Origin of the sequence: Photorhabdus sp. HUG-39 (assembly GCF_963878365.1) — a bacterium.
GTDB lineage: Bacteria > Pseudomonadota > Gammaproteobacteria > Enterobacterales > Enterobacteriaceae > Photorhabdus > Photorhabdus kayaii.
The window spans coordinates 13,984-30,571 of the sequence record NZ_CAWNWY010000005.1 but is presented as its reverse complement, the minus strand read 5'-3'; the positions used below and the strand labels follow the sequence as shown (position 1 = coordinate 30,571).

The window sequence follows — 16,588 nt, the reverse complement described above, 5'->3', positions numbered from 1 at the left end:
AGGCCACGCAATGCGTAGCATGGAATGTGTATTAACCGCTTTTACGTTTACCTTATTCCTTTTACGTCACTGATAAATTTCAATATTTAACTGCTCATAGAAAGTGTTAAGTTAAATGTCACAGGTGAAATCACCTGATTATATATGCCAACAAATAACAGCAATAATAAGGAAACCAATATGATATCAACAAATTTCAAAATATTCCTAAACCCTAACCAAGCTATCGAAGCTTATAAAAATGGGAATATAGCCATTCCTATTCGATGGAGAAGTATAGCAATAAAAAACAACGGCCAAGCAGCAATGAGGGTTTTAAATTTCTGGGCATCCCCATTTGGGGAGTATGAATTCTATAATTCTATTGATGTCTGGCCTGGAGAAACTAAAATACTCAACGCGCCTCCTAACGCTGTTTATTACTATAGAATTACAGCCGTCAATTTAGACGCAACTCTAACCACAGAAGCTGAGTTTAATTGGATATAAAGATTCTTAAGAGTTAGCTATATATCTCTCGTATATAAGAAGATTTAGTTCAATATAGCTCAAACTTCACTACGCAGAAAGTAACATCTTCATTCTCTGCTAAATACTTATCAACTACCGAGGATTACTCGGTAGTTGAAATTGAATGCCACATCAGACATTATCTGAGAACGTGGAAGTGGACTTTATATATGAAAAACTCCGCAAGTAAGAGGCTTGGAATTCAACATAATATATACCCGTCATCTTTCAAGTTGCCTCTTTGTTGGCTGCACTCGCTCACCCCGGTCGCATAGTTTGCTATGCTCCCGGGGATTCGCTCCCTTGCCGTCGCGATCCATCTTGAAATCCATTGGGTATAGTTAACGCCAGTTACAGTAAAAACGCTTGGTTTCACCTGTCTGCTTTAATATGGCACCTAGTTTTTCTACGGTTGGGTTTTCCGATTCATAATAGTAGACATCGTATTCATAATTATCGTTATCTGCATCATGATCATGCAAGAAAGTTCCAAAATCATAAGTTACATTATCAACTGAGACATAAAAATTCTTCTTGAGTACTTCTTTAACTTTCTGATAATTAGCTTTATCAAAATATACTCTCAAATACAATCCGCTGCTATTATAGTAGAACATTAAAATGCTTTTAATATCTATTTTATTTTGGGTTATATTTAAAGTACCGAAAGTAGATTCTCCCTTACCAAAGGCTCCCTTGCCACTCATATATCCCCAGTCCTGCCCAGTATCATACTTACTAGTCCCCAAGGTAACATCAAAAACCATCATATTGTTATCTGGCTCTAACAATGACCAATCACTACCCATTATATCTTCCGGCGTTGGTTGCCAAGGTAACCAATGCCCATGCTTATCGCACTTCTCAATATAAATCAGATTATTGCCTTCACTGTTAGCGTTCGATTCAGGAATAAGGCGTATGCATTCATTAGGAGAATCCCAATCACCACGACGTGCTTGATTTCCTAGATACACTTGAATAATCGCCCACGGACAAGAATTTTCTGGGGCAACAACATGATTACATTTGTATTGATCAGGGTTTAATGATTTATGCTCAGGGAGTTTATTTTCTATTTCAGTAACTTCTGGCTTATTAATTTCAGACATAAACACCTCACTTAATTATTTATTAATAAAGGTAATTTCATCTTACTGCCAAATAGCCATAAGATATTATTCAAATTAGATTCTTACTTCAATAGAATATTCTTAAGTTTACTACTGCATAGACGGTAAAGCACCGCGAGTGCTAAGCCTAAACTATTAATAAGAGTAGTTAGTGATTACGATATTTCCTGATTTATTTCCAATAGATTGATATTGTAAAATTCCATAAAAAAACCTGCCGGAGCAGGTCTATATGCTTTTCTTAGTAAATGGGTTCATGCGCTTACATGATTAAGCAGCCTTAATTCCCGCTCATTTAGACACTGGAAAGAATCTTCTACGATATGAACTAGCTTATCCAAGAGCCTATCAATACGCGAATGTGCATCTGGCATCACCACGGCCATGACCTGATAATGATTTTCATAATACCAATGTTGAGCATAAACCAGATAATTGTCACTTTTCCTGTTGTGTAGCATCACATTTGTCGGCCACGGTTTTTCATTCAGGGGAAGAATATGTAACTTCCATATTCCTGATTCCATAGCCTGCATGTTGCGCTCAAAACGCCCTTGGCATCCAAGCCAACCAGACACCTCTTCTGCACCACTCAAATATTTAACCAACATGGTTGCGTAATCATGAGCAGCCGCATTGAAAAGTAGCTCTTCCGCCACGCTGACGTAAACCATATACCTAACCCCACACAGGCAATGAAATACCGAGCTTTTTATGCGAGAGATTCACCAACTCTTTGTAACTTTCCGCGTCGGCTTTCGGTGTATATTCACCTGCATTAACTGGCAAGTACTGCTTTAACATTGTTGCAATACGCAATAAAACGTTTCTATTATTTGCAAAAATCCTCAACGCTCTCTGAGAATGCGTTTGGAATAGCTTGACATGCGGTCCCCATGCAGGCGAAGACTCCGCAAGAATATAACTTAATTTCAAGAGATGGAGTTGACTCGTGGCGATTTTTGCAGCGGATTCGTAACGTTCGACTACATCACGAATATCTATATCTGGTTCGATCCCGTCACGGTCAATGGTTTCAAGTAATTCAATACCAATTTGGGTATTTTCTTTCAGGTAGGCAAGCGCCATTTTAGATTCAGAGAAATATGACATTACCTCTTGAGCAGTCAGCATTTTTTGCCCTGCTCTGTCTTGCACCAATTGCGTAATCGGAGCAGAAAGATACTCTGGCAATTTTGCTAACTGATTAACGTCTGGAAGTGGAGTTAGCAACGTTACTAACGTTGTCATTCCTACTGTCATGTGACCCCCTTTGATCTGTCTGTGGGATAGATATACCCGTTATCTTTCATGTTGGCTGCACTCTCACCCCCCGGTCACATAGTCCGCTATGCTCCCGGGGATTCGCTCCTTTGCCGTCGCGATCCATCTTGAAATCCGTAGGGTATATATAGGAATACAGTATACATATCGCCTTCCGCACTACCTTACACTATTCTGCATGCTTGCTTATCAAAGCACAATCAGATTTATAAGAAGCATTCTTTGCCATCCCATTTGCAACACCAAGCTTAGAATTTACCAACCAGACCGGGACATTATCTTCCGATTTTAGATTACTCCCCATCACTCCTTTTTAAATTTCAATCACCCATCACTATAAAGAAGAATAATTCTCACTCGTACCATGCGAATAATAAGATGGTCAATAGCATCAAGAAAACCCTATAGCAATATTCCTTCTTCACTGAGAAAAGTATCATCTGGTTTTTCACCCATATAGCCAAATATCTTCATCGGAATATCTGTAGTAATATTTATCCTAACAGCTATTCAGTTAACGAAAACAGTTAACAGTTACGCTATTTCCTGATTTATTTCCAATAGATTGATATTGTAAAAATTCCATAAAAAAACCTCGCGATTTCAGCGAGGTTGATTAAATAAAAAACCGTAGTTAAGCGGCGTGTGTGTATAAAAAATCCCGTAAGGGCTATATTTTTAGGTTAATTCCGGCCTGCCTAAGAATAGCGTTAGCTGTATGTTTTGAAACTATTGTGTATGGAACACTGAAATTTTTGTTTGTGATATCGCTACGCCAGATTTCATGACTGCCTTTACCTTGCCTAATAAAATAACAGCCATGAACTAATATATCCGTCATCTTTCAAGCTGCCTCTTTGTTGGCTGCACTCACTCACCCCGGTCACATAGTTATCTATGCTCCCAGGGATTCGTTCCCTTGCCGTCGCGATGCAACTTGAAATCCATAGGGTATAGAATTTCTTTAAGTTGTGGATATAAGCCAGATCCCATGTCAGAGCGCCATCCTTGAATCATAAGCTTGTTCCTGAACGAAACTAATTTTCATTCCATCAGGGTTACTACCAAATTCATTCAGCTCGTATAGTTCGGGAGCTATCTCCCACACTCGCTCTGTTAATTCATCGTATGACTTAGCTTCCGTAACAAGGCCAAGCTCATCACATTCCGCAATCCATACGTCATCATGTGTGATTTTTACAACAAAACTAGTTTGTCGATCACCGAAATGTGCTTTGTAAACTGTGTTGCTCATGATGCCCCCTTAATGCTCGCTATTGGTTAATAATAACCCACATAATAATGTAAGAAAAGGTGATTATTTAAGCCATCACTAACGCATCGTTAAAATTGCTGCGGCTGTATCTGTAATTTCAGATGAACCGTATTTTGCGCCGACTGCAAGAACGTTGATATAACAATCTGCCTCGGCTGCTGATACACCGAACTGATTCAATCACAGAGCTAACGTTCAGGTGGTATCCGGCAAAGTCGTGCCACCAGCTTGTACCAGAATCAATGCGCGGTTTGTTACCTTAATCAGCCCGTCGTTGATTTTCATCAGTTCGGGTTTTGCACTAGCCATTAGCTTTAATGCTGTTGCGGTCTGACTTGCGCTGTATTCTGTCGTGCGCCCCATGTGCTGAGCCGCATCATCAAATTGCTTCAATTGCGCACCTATCAGGTGTGAAAAGAAAAAACCACGCAATGCGTAGCCTGGAATTCAATGTAATACAGCATAATTTGCTGTTTGCCATTGCTGTACAGCCAGACTAACACTCTGCCCGCCAAACTTTTAGTCTGTAGCGATTGTGATCGAAGATAATCACCGGTGTTGGATTCGTCATATTTTCTCCTAAATTTTCTGCGGTCATTAGTCAACAATAAGAACTTAATATAAGGCCATGCCATTATTGTCATATCGGGAAATAAGCCGCATCGGTATTTCCTAGCCAGTAGTTAACTAAGCTGTAAATATTTACATAGGCCATTCAGGTTTTCGCAACACACCAACACATGAACAAAATAAGCGATTGCCTAATTCCCCTATCCTCTTAATTGGTGTATATAAAGATCAACTCTTTTTTTCAAAAAAATACGATTTTTAATGCCCAGACTCTATCGCCATCGATATAACAACGTATCGGGCAGGATATTTAATCCCCATAACAATAACATGACATTTATTGAAAAAAAATAATCTTACATTGGTTGCCATAAAATGAAATGGAGTTGAATATCTGGTTATAATTAGATAATCACTCCATGTGAGAAATATTCTATTCTCATTATTATTCAATATGTTATATTAATTTCAATCTCATTATTCCTTTTTAAATATCCTGCGTCAATTCACTGTAAAAAAGAGTAATTCTCATTCATGCTATGCGAATAACAAGCTCTCAGGGATTCATTCCTTTGCCGTCGCGATGCATCTTGAAACCCATACATAGGGTATAAATTATATTTTACACTGATATGCCCACCATTTATTCCTTATCTTCCACAGCAAGATAAATTATTTATAGATGGGACAATCCCCTTAATTATCTGATAACAAAGTCAAGACTTTATTATCACAAAATGCCGTTCGTTTAATTTTTATTGAACTTCAACAATAAACAACTAAATAATTCCAAAAAAAACAGTCAACAATCCTAATAAAATTATATTAATTAATAATATTCTTATTTGTTTTTAATGAGAACTTATTTACAAAGATAGGGATAAATGAGTACTAAGATGCGGAAAATAATTACCAATTAATCAATAAAGTAACTTTGTGGTGTTAAATAAATTCGTAAAGTCATGGAACTATCTGTCTTGTTAAACTGTCATAAGCCGGTTACTCATTCCCTTACAATTAAGGAGGGAAATAATCATGGTGCTAAAACAACTCATCTTAGCCACTCTGATTTTTAGTTTATTGTCAACTGATGCACTCGCAGGAAAACCACAAAACTATCTCTACACTTCATCCGATGAGCTCGATCAATTACGTCCTCTGTTAGAACGTCAAAATATTGACGGTGTACAAGTTGTTTATGCCATTTTATCTCCAGCAAGGCACAAAATATCAAGGCGGTTTAGTTGCTCAAGTTGATAATCCCGGTGAAGGCAAAGCACAAGGTTATGGTTGGGTTGCTATTCAATGGAATACAGCGTTGCGCAAACGCTATCAGGATCTGCTTTCCGAGCATCAGTATATGTCTCGCTTTTTTAATTTCGCGTCGAAAAATAAGATCGGTCTCGGTGGCCCCGATATCGTGCCATATCAATCTGCTCAGATGAAAAACGCTTATCCCTTTTTCAATCGTTACAAAGGCAAGCTGGATTTGGTGACAATGGCAGTCCAAGAACCCACACTGACCTACACCAACCCAAAAACTAAAAAACCCTTCACTGAGGAGGAGTTTACTAATTTTGCTGAAAACTATTTGGGGGCTAACATTATTTTTTGGAGTACCACAACACCATGGCTAAAGCAGTAAAGCAAAAGCCATGCAGATTTGTGCATGCACAATGGGCCGTGCCAAACACCAGACGCGGATGAATATACCCGTCATCTTTCAAGTTGCCTCTTTGTTGGCTGCACTCGCTCACCCCGGTCACATCGTTATCTATGCTCCCGGGGATTCGCTCCCTTGCCGTCGCGAAGCATCTTGAAATCCATAGGGTATGATAATGTCGAGCTTGTAGTACAAGTTGCGCCAAAAGGCGAGGAACGGTCCATTTTTCCTCACCACGACCAAACATTCACTCGGAATATTCAAATAAGAATTATAAATATAAATTTAAATTTATCATTTAGGTACAGTGAAAAATCTTTATGATTATCTCCGCATAATAACAACGCGGAGCTTACAATAATCCTCTCCGCGTAGATAAATTTTAACTCATGTCATTAACTGAATCGATAAAACGATTAAGAACACTTGAGTGTGATTTAGACTTATAAATATAACATTGATTTGCTGCACCAGGTTTTTCAATGGGAACAAAACTCAAAGCATCTCCTCCTTCCAATTCATCAGGATGAGAATCTGTAATAAATATATAATCTCTGGAATAAATGAAATTCATGCAGCATCCCATATTATCCATCTGACGCATATTTACTTTTCCACCACTTTGAATAACTTCTTCTTCCAAGTTTTTAATGAAGCTACTTTTATAAAGTACAGGATCGCATAGCCAAGTATTACTCTTTAGTAATTGCATCACATCGCCATTAGCAATATCTAATAACTCTTTTCGGCAGCAAATTCCCAATTCAGGCCCTTTTATTTTGCGAATGAGAAGAAAACGGTCACTTAGTATCTTTTCTGAGCTCAGAATGAGAGTATTCCCGTCATAATCCACTATTTCTTCAATGTTATCATAACTAAACCGGAATATATTTACCTGTGAGCTATTTCTGTCAGCTGCCTTATATAAATAAATAAGATGTTTGTTTTTCCCCCAATCGTAATAAATATTAACTATGTTACATATACTACCACTGATATGTTTTTTAGTTATTTCTTTTTCTTGTAAATAAAGATCTTTAAGATCATTATATAATTCTAAACCATCTTTAGTCAGACTCATCCCAAATTTCTCCCTTTTGAAAAGGCGCTTCCCTAATGTTGCTTCGAAGTCTTTGATTGATTTAGCTACTGGAGGAGTTGTACGGTTCATCACTCTTGCCGCTTTACTTAAAGAACCATTTTCCACCACTGCCATGAATGCTTCTAATTTACGAGAAAAAAACATAATTCACCGTTCCTATATAACTTGTGGCTAAAATAATTTCTTTGAAATAGCCTTCACCAAATGACAGCTAAATCAAGTTTGATACTGTGAAGGCATAAATTTTGTACAAAAAAACAAATACTTCTCAAACATATACCACATAAAAAAAGCGTATGTTCAATACATAGGTGGCTCAATAAACTCTATTATTCATGTTTATCATGGTTCAAAAATTAATCTCAACCAATCAACCATTAGAAAATATAAACATTACTAACGAGCTCAATTTTCTATCAAAGATTAGGATAGGGTTCTACATTTTTCAGTAATCAATTTTTGTAACACTAGAGATAAAAACGGTCTAACAGGGGCTCTTTCTCACCACAAATTATTATATTTTTCACAGCAAATTATAATATTAGGGGTTCCGTTACTATTTCGTGCTGACCATTGTCAATAGTTACTTTTTAAAATCCATCTGTTACTATTGTTCCTGTGTCTTTTTACTGGATGGCTGTAAAAGATGAAATTTATCTCTTTTAATATTAATGGATTACGTGCCCGCCCCCATCAGTTAGCTGCGATCATCGAGCAACATCAACCCGATGTTATCGGTCTACAGGAAACAAAAGTTCATGATGAAGCGTTCCCTTTAGGAGAGGTTGGGGAGCTTGGCTATCATGTATTTTATTACGGCCAGAAAGCCCATTACGGCGTTGCACTGTTAACGCGCCAGATGCCTCTTGCGGTGTATCGTGGTTTTCCAGGGGATGATGAAGATGCTCAACGCCGTGTTATCATGGCAGAAATAGAAACCCCACACGGGTTATTAACCGTTATTAATGGCTATTTCCCACAGGGAGAAAATCGTGAACATCCAGTGAAATTTCCGGCAAAAGAGAAATTTTATCAGGATCTGCAAAACTACCTGGAGCAAAACTTAACCCCTCAATCACAAGTGATTATCATGGGTGATATGAATATCAGCCCGACAGATATGGATATCGGAATTGGTGAGAACAACCAAAAACGCTGGTTAAAAACAGGTAAATGTTCTTTTCTGCCAGAAGAGAGAGATTGGATGGATCGCCTGAAAAATTGGGGCCTGGTTGATACATTCCGGCATCTCAATCCTGAATGTAATGACCAATTTTCCTGGTTTGATTATCGATCCAAAGGGTTTGATGATAACCGCGGATTGCGGATTGATTTACTGCTTGCAAGTAAACCCTTGGCGGAGCGCTGTATCGCAACAGGCATTGATTACAAAATCCGTGAGATGGAAAAACCGTCAGATCATGCCCCAGTTTGGGCAGAATTTGAAATTTGATATTCCGTTAACACCGAATATCAATCGTTTTTTTTAAATAATGCAATAATTGCTGCGCTCTATGGCGCAGCTGTTTTGGCATTTTTCGTTGCTTTTATTTTTTTCCCCTTTTTATCTTTCACTGGGAGTGGTGGTAAGTCACGAAAAGCGGTTAAATTACGGTTCTGTTTGGCCTGCAAAATTAATTGCTGCAATGTCTCCTCAAGTGGCCCCATGAAATCTTGATAGCGGAACTGTTTTTCACTGATTTGCGTTAACCGAGACTCCCAATGAGCGGTCATATCCGGTAAAGCGGCCATATCAGGCAATACATGGATCAACGCCCTACCCGCAGGTGTTGCATGAATATGACGCCCTTTTTTATAAAGAAACTCCCGTTTAAACAACAGTTCGATAATGCCAGCCCGCGTGGCTTCCGTTCCCAACCCATCTGTTGCACGAAGGACTTTTTTCAGCTCTTTATCCTGTACAAAACGGGCAATTCCGGTCATAGCAGAAAGGATAGTCGCATCAGTAAATGGCTTTGGCGGTTGAGTTTGGCGCTCTACCACCTCTCCTCTTTCACACAATAATTCATCACCTTTAGCAACAACGGGTAATGGCGTTCCGTCATTCTCTTCATCACGCTCTTTATTACCAAGTAACGTTCTCCAGCCTGCCTCAGCAAGAAAACGGGCTTTAGCAATAAATTTTCCACCCGCAATTTCCAATTCAATAACACATTTACGGAATATGGCATCTGGGAAAAATTGCATCAAATATTGTCGGGCGATCAAACCATAAATATTAGACTCGTTATCCGTCAGATTTATATGGCTACTTCGAGCTGTAGGAATAATTGCATGGTGAGCATCAACCTTTTTATCGTCCCAACAACGATTCTTTCTATCTATTTCCAGTAACTCTTGTGGCAACAGATTTGTTGCGTGAATAGATATCGCATTAAGCACTGCATGACGACCGGCAAAGTGTTCATCCGGCAAATAACGGCAATCAGAACGGGGATAAGTAATTAGCTTATGTGTTTCATACAATCGCTGACAAATATCCAACACTTGTTGCGCATTTAGGCCAAAACGTTTAGCGGCTTCAATTTGCAAAGAAGATAATGAAAATGGCAAAGGAGCAACTTCAGATTCCCGTTTATCCTGATAAGAGATCACATAGGCTGGTTGACCGGTTATTCTGGCAACAACATGTTCAGCCAGAGGCCGGTGTATCAATCGCCCTTCTTCATCTAAAAAATCGATACAAGATTCACTTGGTTGCCAGATAGCGATAAAACGTTCATCTTTCGGCGTAACAATATGCGCTTTCACCTCAAAAAAATCTTTGGGTACGAAATGCTCAATCTCTTCATCCCGACGAACGACTAAACCTAAAATAGGGGTCTGAACCCGCCCGACAGATAATACCCCCTGATACCCCGCATTGCGGCCAAGCAAGGTATAAGCACGGGTCATATTAATGCCATAAAGCCAATCAGCCCTAGCTCTAGCAAGAGCTGAAACACATAGCGGAATAAAATCCCGGTTATCTCTTAACCGATCAACAGCTCTGATTACCGCTTGTGGATTTAGATCACTTATCAAGCAGCGGCGAACATTTTTCCGCCTCACAGCATCCAGTTTCAAAAAATCCAAAACCTCATCCACCAACAGTTGCCCTTCCCGATCTGGGTCACCGGCATGCACTATTTCATCGGCTTTTTCCAACAATGTCTGGATAATGTTGAGCTGTTTCTCAACAGAAGGTCGCGGTTTTAACTGCCATTTTTCAGGAATGATTGGAAGATCAACCAATGACCAACGAGCAAAACGACTGTCATAGGCATCAGGTTCCGCCTGTTCCAGTAAGTGCCCAATACACCAGGTAACAAACTGGTTATCTCCACAAGCGATAAAGCCATCACCACGGCGATGCGGTTTTGGTAAAACATCGGCAATCGCCCTGGCTAGACTTGGTTTTTCTGCAATAAAAAGCCGCATGGATATTATTCATTAACCTCAATGAGTACTCTGCCTGACTGTTGCTCAGACAATTCACCAATCGCGGTCAGTTCGATGCCATGACATCGTGCAATCGCTTTCACTTCGTCCATAGCTTCTGGTAGAACAGCCAACAGCAGGCCACCGGATGTTTGCGGATCACATAACAGTTTGCGCTGAAGTTCTGTCATTTCACCAATAAGATGACCGTAACTATCAAAGTTACGCCCGGTTCCCCCCGGAACACAACCCTTTTCAATATAGGATTCCACTTCCGGCAGTTTAGGCACTTTTGCAAAATGGAGAGTAGCCTGAACCCCCGATCCGACACAAATTTCACTTAAATGCCCTAAGAGGCCAAACCCGGTTACATCGGTCATTGCTGTAACGCCAGCCACCTCAGCAAAATCTATCCCCAATTTATTTAAGCGGCACATGGTTTCTATCGCAATTCCCTGATGTTCAGGTAACAGCAAGCCTTTTTTCTCCGCCGTGGTCAATACACCAATGCCAAGTGGCTTTGTCAGAAATAGCTGGCTTCCCGCTTTCGCGGCACTGTTCTGTTTCACTCGGCCAATATTAACGATACCGGTTACAGCCAAACCAAAAATAGGTTCAGGTGCATCAATAGAGTGCCCTCCCGCCAGTACAATCCCAGCCTCTTTACACGCAGCCCGGCCACCTTCAATCACCTGACGGGCAATTTCCGGCGCCAATTTATCAATAGGCCATCCCAAAATAGCTATCGCCATAATAGGTTTACCGCCCATCGCATAAATATCGCTGATAGCATTTGTTGCAGCAATGCGCCCAAAATCAAATGGATCATCGACAATCGGCATGAAGAAATCTGTCGTACTGATAATGCCGGTACCATTGCCAATATCATAAACCGCAGCATCATCACGGGTTTCATTACCAACCAGTAAGTGAGGATCAAGAAATTTTTCCTGCTCACTATGCAGAATGGTTTCCAAAATTTTTGGTGAAATTTTACAACCGCATCCAGCACCGTGGCTGTATTGGGTAAGACGAACTTCTGTTGACATAACAGACCCCGGTTACAAGTAGCTGACAAAATTGGTCATATCAGGCGCAGTAACCTTATTTGGTGCTTTTAGTGCAGGCGTTCCAAGGTAGAGAAAACCCACTATTTTGTCATGTTCATGACAACCCAAACCAGCACGCACGGTATTATCATCAGTCCATGAACCCGTACGCCAGATACCACCAAACCCTTGAGCCACAGCCGCCATTTGCATCGCATGTACAGCACAACCCGCTGAAACCACCTGCTCCCATTCAGGTATTTTGGAATTCTCAGCCACTTTTGCAATAACAGCGATGATTAATGGCGCGCGATAAGGCGCATTTCTCGCTTTTTCTTCCGCCTCAGCGCCAAGCTGACTATCAATGGCTGCTTGATGGAGTAATCGACTGAATCGCTCAATACCTTCATCCTGCATGACAATAAAGTGCCACGGACGTAATGCACCATGATCAGGTGCTCTCATTGCCGCCGCCAGAATATGCTGTAATACTTCACCTTGAGGCGCGGGGGTTGTTAAACGTGATACTGAGCGTCTGTTCAACAAAAGTTCTAGTGCATCCATTTTTTCTCTCCTAAGTAATGTATTTTGGTATAAGCTAACATTTTCTGTTTATTTGTTAACAAATAAAAGCCCTAAAGCCGTCTTTTCAGGCAATATGCCACTATTTGAAGCTGACATTTACCTGCCTGATCATTAGGATAGCTTCACTTGATCCTATTTTTGGAGATGATATGCGTATTTTATGGAAGTTGATCGCAAGATTATTTAAATGGAGTTGGCGACTATTAAATTTTATTCGGGAAGTCATTTCAAACCTGATTTTTATCATGCTAATTCTGATTGTGGTTGGTGGTTTTCTGATTTACCAACAGACAAACAAAACGGCAGATAGTTATCAAGGAGCATTATATGTCAATCTCACCGGTATCATTGTGGATCAGGTCTCCAGCCGTACTCCATTGACTCAATTAGGCCGTGAGTTGTTTGGTACATCCAGCAATAAATTCCAGGAAAACTCCCTGTTTGATATTGTTGATAGCATTCGCCAAGCAAAAACCGATAACAAAATCACCGGTCTGGTGCTGAAACTTGATGATTTCATCGGCACCGACCAGCCATCTATGCAGTATATCGGTAAGGCAATTAATGAGTTTAAAGCTTCCGGTAAACCGGTTTATGCTATCAGTGATAGTTATAATCAGTCACAATATTATCTGGCTACCTTTGCCGATAAAATCTACCTATCGCCACAAGGAACGGTTGGCCTTTATGGCTATTCAACCAATAACCTGTATTACAAATCCCTGTTGGATTCACTGAAAGTCACCGCGCATATTTTCCGGGTCGGGACGTATAAATCAGCCGTTGAACCAATTATGCGTGATGATATGTCCCCCGCTGCCCGCGAAGCTGATAACCGCTGGGTCAACGGTCTGTGGCACAACTACCTCAACACTGTCGCTACCAACCGCAAGCTTTCTGTTCATCAAGTATTCCCAGGTGCTGATGAGATGATTGCTAACTTACGTGCTGTTGGCGGAGACAATGCACAATATGCACTTAAATACAAACTGGTCGATTATGTTGCGCCACGCAATGTCATTGAAAATGACCTGATAAAAGCCTTTGGTTGGGACGAGAAAAACCGTCACTTCAATGCTATCAGCATTTATGATTATGCACCGCAATTGATAGAAGGCAGGTTATCATCTAAAGGCAATATCGCCGTTATTGTCGCACAAGGTGCAATCATCGATGGGCAGCAGACTCAAGGCATGGTTGGCGGTGACACAACCGCTGCTCAAATCCGTCAAGCTCGTCTGGATGATAATATCAAAGCCGTTATTCTGCGGGTAAACAGCCCTGGTGGCAGTGTAAGTGCTTCTGATGTTATCCGCACTGAACTGGCTGCGCTACGTGCAACGAATAAACCTGTGGTGGTTTCTATGGGGGGAATGGCGGCCTCTGGTGGCTACTGGATCGCGACCCCGGCTAATTACATCATCGCAAACCAAAGTACGTTGACGGGTTCTATCGGTATCTTCGGTGTCATTACCACTTATGAAAACAGTCTGGAACATATTGGTATCCATACTGATGGCGTTTCTACCACACCACTCGCGGGTATTTCTGTTACTAAAGGACTCAGCAAAGAGTTCTCAGCACTGATGCAACTTAATATTGAGAACGGCTATAACAACTTTATTGGCCTTGTTGCTACTTCACGCCATAAAACACGTGAAGAAATCGATAAAATTGCTCAGGGGCATGTGTGGACGGGTAATGATGCGAAAACCAATGGATTGGTCGACCAATTAGGGGATTTCGATGATGCGGTCACCAAAGCGGCTGAATTGGCGAAATTGGATAACCCTGATCTTGACTGGATGCAACCTGAAATGTCATTCAGTGAGTTGCTGATGAACCAGTTAACAACAACCGCACAGGCTATCGTGCCGGAAGCAGTTCAAGCCTGGCTACCCGCTCCATTGGTGCAGGTAGCTCAGGAAGTGAAACAACAGAGTGAGTTCTATCGCCATCTGAATGATCCACAAAATCGTTATGCATTCTGTTTAAATTGCGGAGATGTTCGCTAAACAACCTATACCCGTTATCTTTCAAGTTGCCTCTTTGTTGGCTGCACTCGCTCACCCCGGTCACATCGTTATCTATGCGCCCGGGGATTCGCTCCCTTGCCGTCGCGATGCATCTTGAAATCCATAGGGTATATAACAATGCATGATTCTAGTAATAACTCGATTAATTTAGCCTGACAGATGCCCTGTCAGGCTTTTTTTATTCTGCAATACTCCTATAATCCTGCTGATCTTTTTATGAGGTACAGTCATGCAGAAGAAATCTATTTATGTCGTCTATACTGGTGGAACTATTGGGATGCAACGCTCATCTCAGGGATACATCCCCGTTTCCGGGCATTTACAACGCCAATTAACAAAGATGCCTGAATTTCATCGACCGGAGATGCCGACATTCACCATCCGTGAACATCAACCATTGATCGATTCTTCGGATATGACCCCAGAAGACTGGCAATTTATCGCTGATGATATCCGAGAAAATTACCATGATTATGATGGGTTCGTGATCCTGCATGGTACGGATACAATGGCATTTACGGCATCTGCCCTCTCCTTTATGTTTGAGAATCTAGGTAAGCCAATCATTGTCACCGGGTCACAAATCCCACTGGAAGCACTGCGCTCTGATGGGCAGACAAACTTGTTGAATGCGCTTTATCTTGCCGCTAATTACCCGGTTAACGAGGTCAGCCTGTTTTTCAATAATAAACTGTTTCGTGGGAACCGGACCGTCAAAGCGCATGCCGACGGTTTCGATGCTTTTGCTTCACCAAACTGTTCTCCATTAATGGAAGCCGGTATTAATATTAAAACCTTCAATACAGATTCCACCTTTGCTAGTCACGGTAAATTTATTACCCATCAGATTACCCCTCAGCCCATTGGCGTAATCACCATTTATCCCGGCCTTTCCAGTCAGATTGTGAATAATATTTTGATGCAACCGGTTAAGGCTCTCATCCTGCGCTCATATGGCGTCGGAAACGCACCTCAACACCCTGAATTATTAAAAGAGCTAAAACAGGCAACAGAGAGAGGGATCGTGGTCGTTAATTTGACTCAATGCATTTCTGGCCGAGTAAATATGGAAGGATATGCAACGGGCCATGCTCTGGCTGAAGCGGGGGTGATAAGCGGCTACGATATGACTTTTGAAGCAACTTTAACCAAGTTGCACTATTTACTCAGTCAACCCTATGACAATGAAAAAATTCGTTATTTAATGCAACAAAATTTACGCGGTGAATTAAGTTATGCTGATAAATAATCAAGGAAAGAGATGAAAACGGCCCTATTACTTATTGATCTACAGAACGACTTCTGTACCGGCGGTGCTTTAGCCGTAGAAGAGAGTGAACAAGTCATTGTTGCGGCAAATCAGGCAATGGCTATTTGTCTGAAACACAATATCAGCATTATTGCCAGCCAAGACTGGCATCCTGCTGAACATATGAGCTTTGCCGTAAATTCCGGCCAGAAGATCGGCGATATCGGTCTATTAAACGGTATTCCGCAAGTATGGTGGCCGGTACACTGCGTTCAAAATCAGCATGGCGCTGATTTCCATCCACAGCTAAACAAGCAGGCAATTGTTGAAATTTTCTACAAAGGAGAAAATCCACAGATCGATAGTTACAGTGCTTTCTTTGACAACGGCCGTCAGAATAAAACCCGGCTTGATGACTGGTTGCAAACACAGCAAATTGAACGTCTGTTTATTATTGGGATCGCCACTGACTATTGTGTGAAATTTACCGCGCTAGATGCGCTGGCATTAGGTTATGAAACCTGGGTCATTACGGATGGCTGTCGAGGGGTTAACCTTAGTCCAAATGATAGCCAATCAGCCTTCAAAGAGCTAAACGAGCGAGGCGCTATATTGATAGAACTTGATCAACTAGAAGATACTCTTCTCTGATATCAATCCAAGGTCAGGCTGAGTTTTACACACTCAGCC

General features: G+C 41.0%; 17 protein-coding genes and 1 pseudogene. 6 read left to right on the top strand and 12 right to left on the bottom strand.

Going from position 1 to position 16,588, the window contains the following annotated elements; translation table 11 throughout:
• The first annotated feature begins 180 nt into the window (after nt 1–180).
• Nucleotides 181–489, top strand: coding sequence for a hypothetical protein (locus AAC155_RS05285; protein ID WP_109791599.1), 309 nt, complete (start codon nt 181–183; stop codon nt 487–489).
• Between the two features lie 223 nt (nt 490–712).
• Here the strand turns inward: AAC155_RS05285 and AAC155_RS05280 are convergent, their stop codons facing one another.
• The 7 genes and pseudogenes from AAC155_RS05280 to AAC155_RS05250 form a co-directional block, all read right to left on the bottom strand.
• Nucleotides 713–886, bottom strand: coding sequence for a hypothetical protein (locus tag AAC155_RS05280; protein WP_158536497.1), 174 nt, complete (start codon nt 884–886; stop codon nt 713–715).
• Nucleotides 852–1,622 carry a Thoeris anti-defense Tad2 family protein gene (locus tag AAC155_RS05275; protein WP_113041300.1) on the bottom strand — a complete coding sequence of 257 codons (771 nt, stop codon included), beginning with the start codon at nt 1,620–1,622 and terminating at the stop codon, nt 852–854. The genes AAC155_RS05280 and AAC155_RS05275 overlap by 35 nt, the downstream gene beginning before the upstream one ends.
• A gap of 275 nt (nt 1,623–1,897) precedes the next feature.
• Nucleotides 1,898–2,317 (bottom strand): type II toxin-antitoxin system YafO family toxin, encoded by a 420-nt coding sequence (locus AAC155_RS05270; protein WP_113041299.1) that lies wholly within the window; start codon nt 2,315–2,317, stop codon nt 1,898–1,900.
• Nucleotides 2,318–2,321: 4 nt separating this feature from the next.
• Nucleotides 2,322–2,906, bottom strand: coding sequence for a hypothetical protein (locus AAC155_RS05265; protein ID WP_113041298.1), 585 nt, complete (start codon nt 2,904–2,906; stop codon nt 2,322–2,324).
• A 691-nt stretch (nt 2,907–3,597) separates the two neighbouring features.
• The gene (locus tag AAC155_RS05260; RefSeq protein ID WP_113041297.1) at nt 3,598–3,768 is read right to left on the bottom strand and encodes a type II toxin-antitoxin system HicA family toxin; all 171 of its coding nucleotides are present in this window, start codon (nt 3,766–3,768) and stop codon (nt 3,598–3,600) included.
• A 153-nt stretch (nt 3,769–3,921) separates the two neighbouring features.
• Nucleotides 3,922–4,182, bottom strand: coding sequence for a DUF1902 domain-containing protein (locus AAC155_RS05255; protein ID WP_113041296.1), 261 nt, complete (start codon nt 4,180–4,182; stop codon nt 3,922–3,924).
• Between the two features lie 93 nt (nt 4,183–4,275).
• Nucleotides 4,276–4,587: pseudogene (locus tag AAC155_RS05250) on the bottom strand (phage tail tape measure protein); the annotation flags it as partial.
• A 1,384-nt stretch (nt 4,588–5,971) separates the two neighbouring features.
• On the opposite strand from AAC155_RS05250, the gene AAC155_RS05245 reads away from it, so the two are divergent.
• Nucleotides 5,972–6,418 carry a hypothetical protein gene (locus AAC155_RS05245; protein WP_315902000.1) on the top strand — a complete coding sequence of 149 codons (447 nt, stop codon included), beginning with the start codon at nt 5,972–5,974 and terminating at the stop codon, nt 6,416–6,418.
• On the opposite strand, the gene AAC155_RS05240 is transcribed toward AAC155_RS05245, so the two are convergent.
• Together AAC155_RS05240 and AAC155_RS05235 are read right to left on the bottom strand one after the other, a co-directional pair.
• The gene (locus AAC155_RS05240; RefSeq protein ID WP_205068528.1) at nt 6,378–6,641 is read right to left on the bottom strand and encodes a hypothetical protein; all 264 of its coding nucleotides are present in this window, start codon (nt 6,639–6,641) and stop codon (nt 6,378–6,380) included. The genes AAC155_RS05245 and AAC155_RS05240 overlap by 41 nt on opposite strands.
• Before the next feature lie 177 nt (nt 6,642–6,818).
• Complete coding sequence (locus AAC155_RS05235; RefSeq protein ID WP_112875830.1) at nt 6,819–7,682, bottom strand: helix-turn-helix domain-containing protein; 864 nt, start codon at nt 7,680–7,682, stop codon at nt 6,819–6,821.
• A gap of 502 nt (nt 7,683–8,184) precedes the next feature.
• Here AAC155_RS05235 and xthA point away from each other — a divergent pair.
• Complete coding sequence (gene xthA / locus AAC155_RS05230) at nt 8,185–8,991, top strand: exodeoxyribonuclease III (RefSeq protein WP_113041295.1); 807 nt, start codon at nt 8,185–8,187, stop codon at nt 8,989–8,991.
• Nucleotides 8,992–9,050: 59 nt separating this feature from the next.
• Here xthA and AAC155_RS05225 read toward each other — a convergent pair whose 3' ends face one another.
• From AAC155_RS05225 to AAC155_RS05215, 3 genes are read right to left on the bottom strand one after another with little or no spacing between them, the layout of a single operon-like run.
• On the bottom strand, nt 9,051–10,979 hold the full coding sequence (locus tag AAC155_RS05225) for a DNA topoisomerase III (protein WP_113041294.1): 1,929 nt from the start codon (nt 10,977–10,979) through the stop codon (nt 9,051–9,053).
• A gap of 5 nt (nt 10,980–10,984) precedes the next feature.
• On the bottom strand, nt 10,985–12,028 hold the full coding sequence (gene selD, locus AAC155_RS05220; protein WP_113041293.1) for a selenide, water dikinase SelD: 1,044 nt from the start codon (nt 12,026–12,028) through the stop codon (nt 10,985–10,987).
• Nucleotides 12,029–12,040: 12 nt separating this feature from the next.
• Nucleotides 12,041–12,592, bottom strand: coding sequence for an NAD(P)H nitroreductase (locus AAC155_RS05215; RefSeq protein ID WP_113041292.1), 552 nt, complete (start codon nt 12,590–12,592; stop codon nt 12,041–12,043).
• Nucleotides 12,593–12,762: 170 nt separating this feature from the next.
• On the opposite strand from AAC155_RS05215, the gene sppA reads away from it, so the two are divergent.
• The 3 genes from sppA to pncA all read left to right on the top strand — a co-directional run bounded on the left by sppA (nt 12,763) and on the right by pncA (nt 16,549).
• Nucleotides 12,763–14,628 carry a signal peptide peptidase SppA gene (sppA, locus tag AAC155_RS05210; protein WP_113041291.1) on the top strand — a complete coding sequence of 622 codons (1,866 nt, stop codon included), beginning with the start codon at nt 12,763–12,765 and terminating at the stop codon, nt 14,626–14,628.
• Between the two features lie 250 nt (nt 14,629–14,878).
• Complete coding sequence (ansA, locus tag AAC155_RS05205; RefSeq protein WP_113041290.1) at nt 14,879–15,898, top strand: asparaginase; 1,020 nt, start codon at nt 14,879–14,881, stop codon at nt 15,896–15,898.
• 12 nt (nt 15,899–15,910) lie between these two features.
• Entirely contained in the window at nt 15,911–16,549 is a 639-nt protein-coding gene (gene pncA, locus AAC155_RS05200; RefSeq protein WP_113041289.1) for a bifunctional nicotinamidase/pyrazinamidase, read from the top strand.
• Nucleotides 16,550–16,588: the final 39 nt, after the last annotated feature.

Excerpts from the sequence above, each read along its gene's own strand:
- AAC155_RS05270 (WP_113041299.1), bottom strand. The coding sequence starts at position 2,317 with ATGGTTTACGTCAGCGTGGCGGAAGAGCTACTTTTCAATGCGGCTGCT.
- sppA (WP_113041291.1), top strand. The coding sequence starts at position 12,763 with ATGCGTATTTTATGGAAGTTGATCGCAAGATTATTTAAATGGAGTTGG.
- AAC155_RS05285 (WP_109791599.1), top strand. The coding sequence starts at position 181 with ATGATATCAACAAATTTCAAAATATTCCTAAACCCTAACCAAGCTATC.
- ansA (WP_113041290.1), top strand. The coding sequence starts at position 14,879 with ATGCAGAAGAAATCTATTTATGTCGTCTATACTGGTGGAACTATTGGG.
- AAC155_RS05260 (WP_113041297.1), bottom strand. The coding sequence starts at position 3,768 with ATGACGGATATATTAGTTCATGGCTGTTATTTTATTAGGCAAGGTAAA.
- AAC155_RS05255 (WP_113041296.1), bottom strand. The coding sequence starts at position 4,182 with ATGAGCAACACAGTTTACAAAGCACATTTCGGTGATCGACAAACTAGT.
- AAC155_RS05235 (WP_112875830.1), bottom strand. The coding sequence starts at position 7,682 with ATGTTTTTTTCTCGTAAATTAGAAGCATTCATGGCAGTGGTGGAAAAT.
- AAC155_RS05265 (WP_113041298.1), bottom strand. The coding sequence starts at position 2,906 with ATGACAGTAGGAATGACAACGTTAGTAACGTTGCTAACTCCACTTCCA.
- xthA (WP_113041295.1), top strand. The coding sequence starts at position 8,185 with ATGAAATTTATCTCTTTTAATATTAATGGATTACGTGCCCGCCCCCAT.
- pncA (WP_113041289.1), top strand. The coding sequence starts at position 15,911 with ATGAAAACGGCCCTATTACTTATTGATCTACAGAACGACTTCTGTACC.
- selD (WP_113041293.1), bottom strand. The coding sequence starts at position 12,028 with ATGTCAACAGAAGTTCGTCTTACCCAATACAGCCACGGTGCTGGATGC.
- AAC155_RS05245 (WP_315902000.1), top strand. The coding sequence starts at position 5,972 with ATGCCATTTTATCTCCAGCAAGGCACAAAATATCAAGGCGGTTTAGTT.
- AAC155_RS05225 (WP_113041294.1), bottom strand. The coding sequence starts at position 10,979 with ATGCGGCTTTTTATTGCAGAAAAACCAAGTCTAGCCAGGGCGATTGCC.
- AAC155_RS05215 (WP_113041292.1), bottom strand. The coding sequence starts at position 12,592 with ATGGATGCACTAGAACTTTTGTTGAACAGACGCTCAGTATCACGTTTA.
- AAC155_RS05275 (WP_113041300.1), bottom strand. The coding sequence starts at position 1,622 with ATGTCTGAAATTAATAAGCCAGAAGTTACTGAAATAGAAAATAAACTC.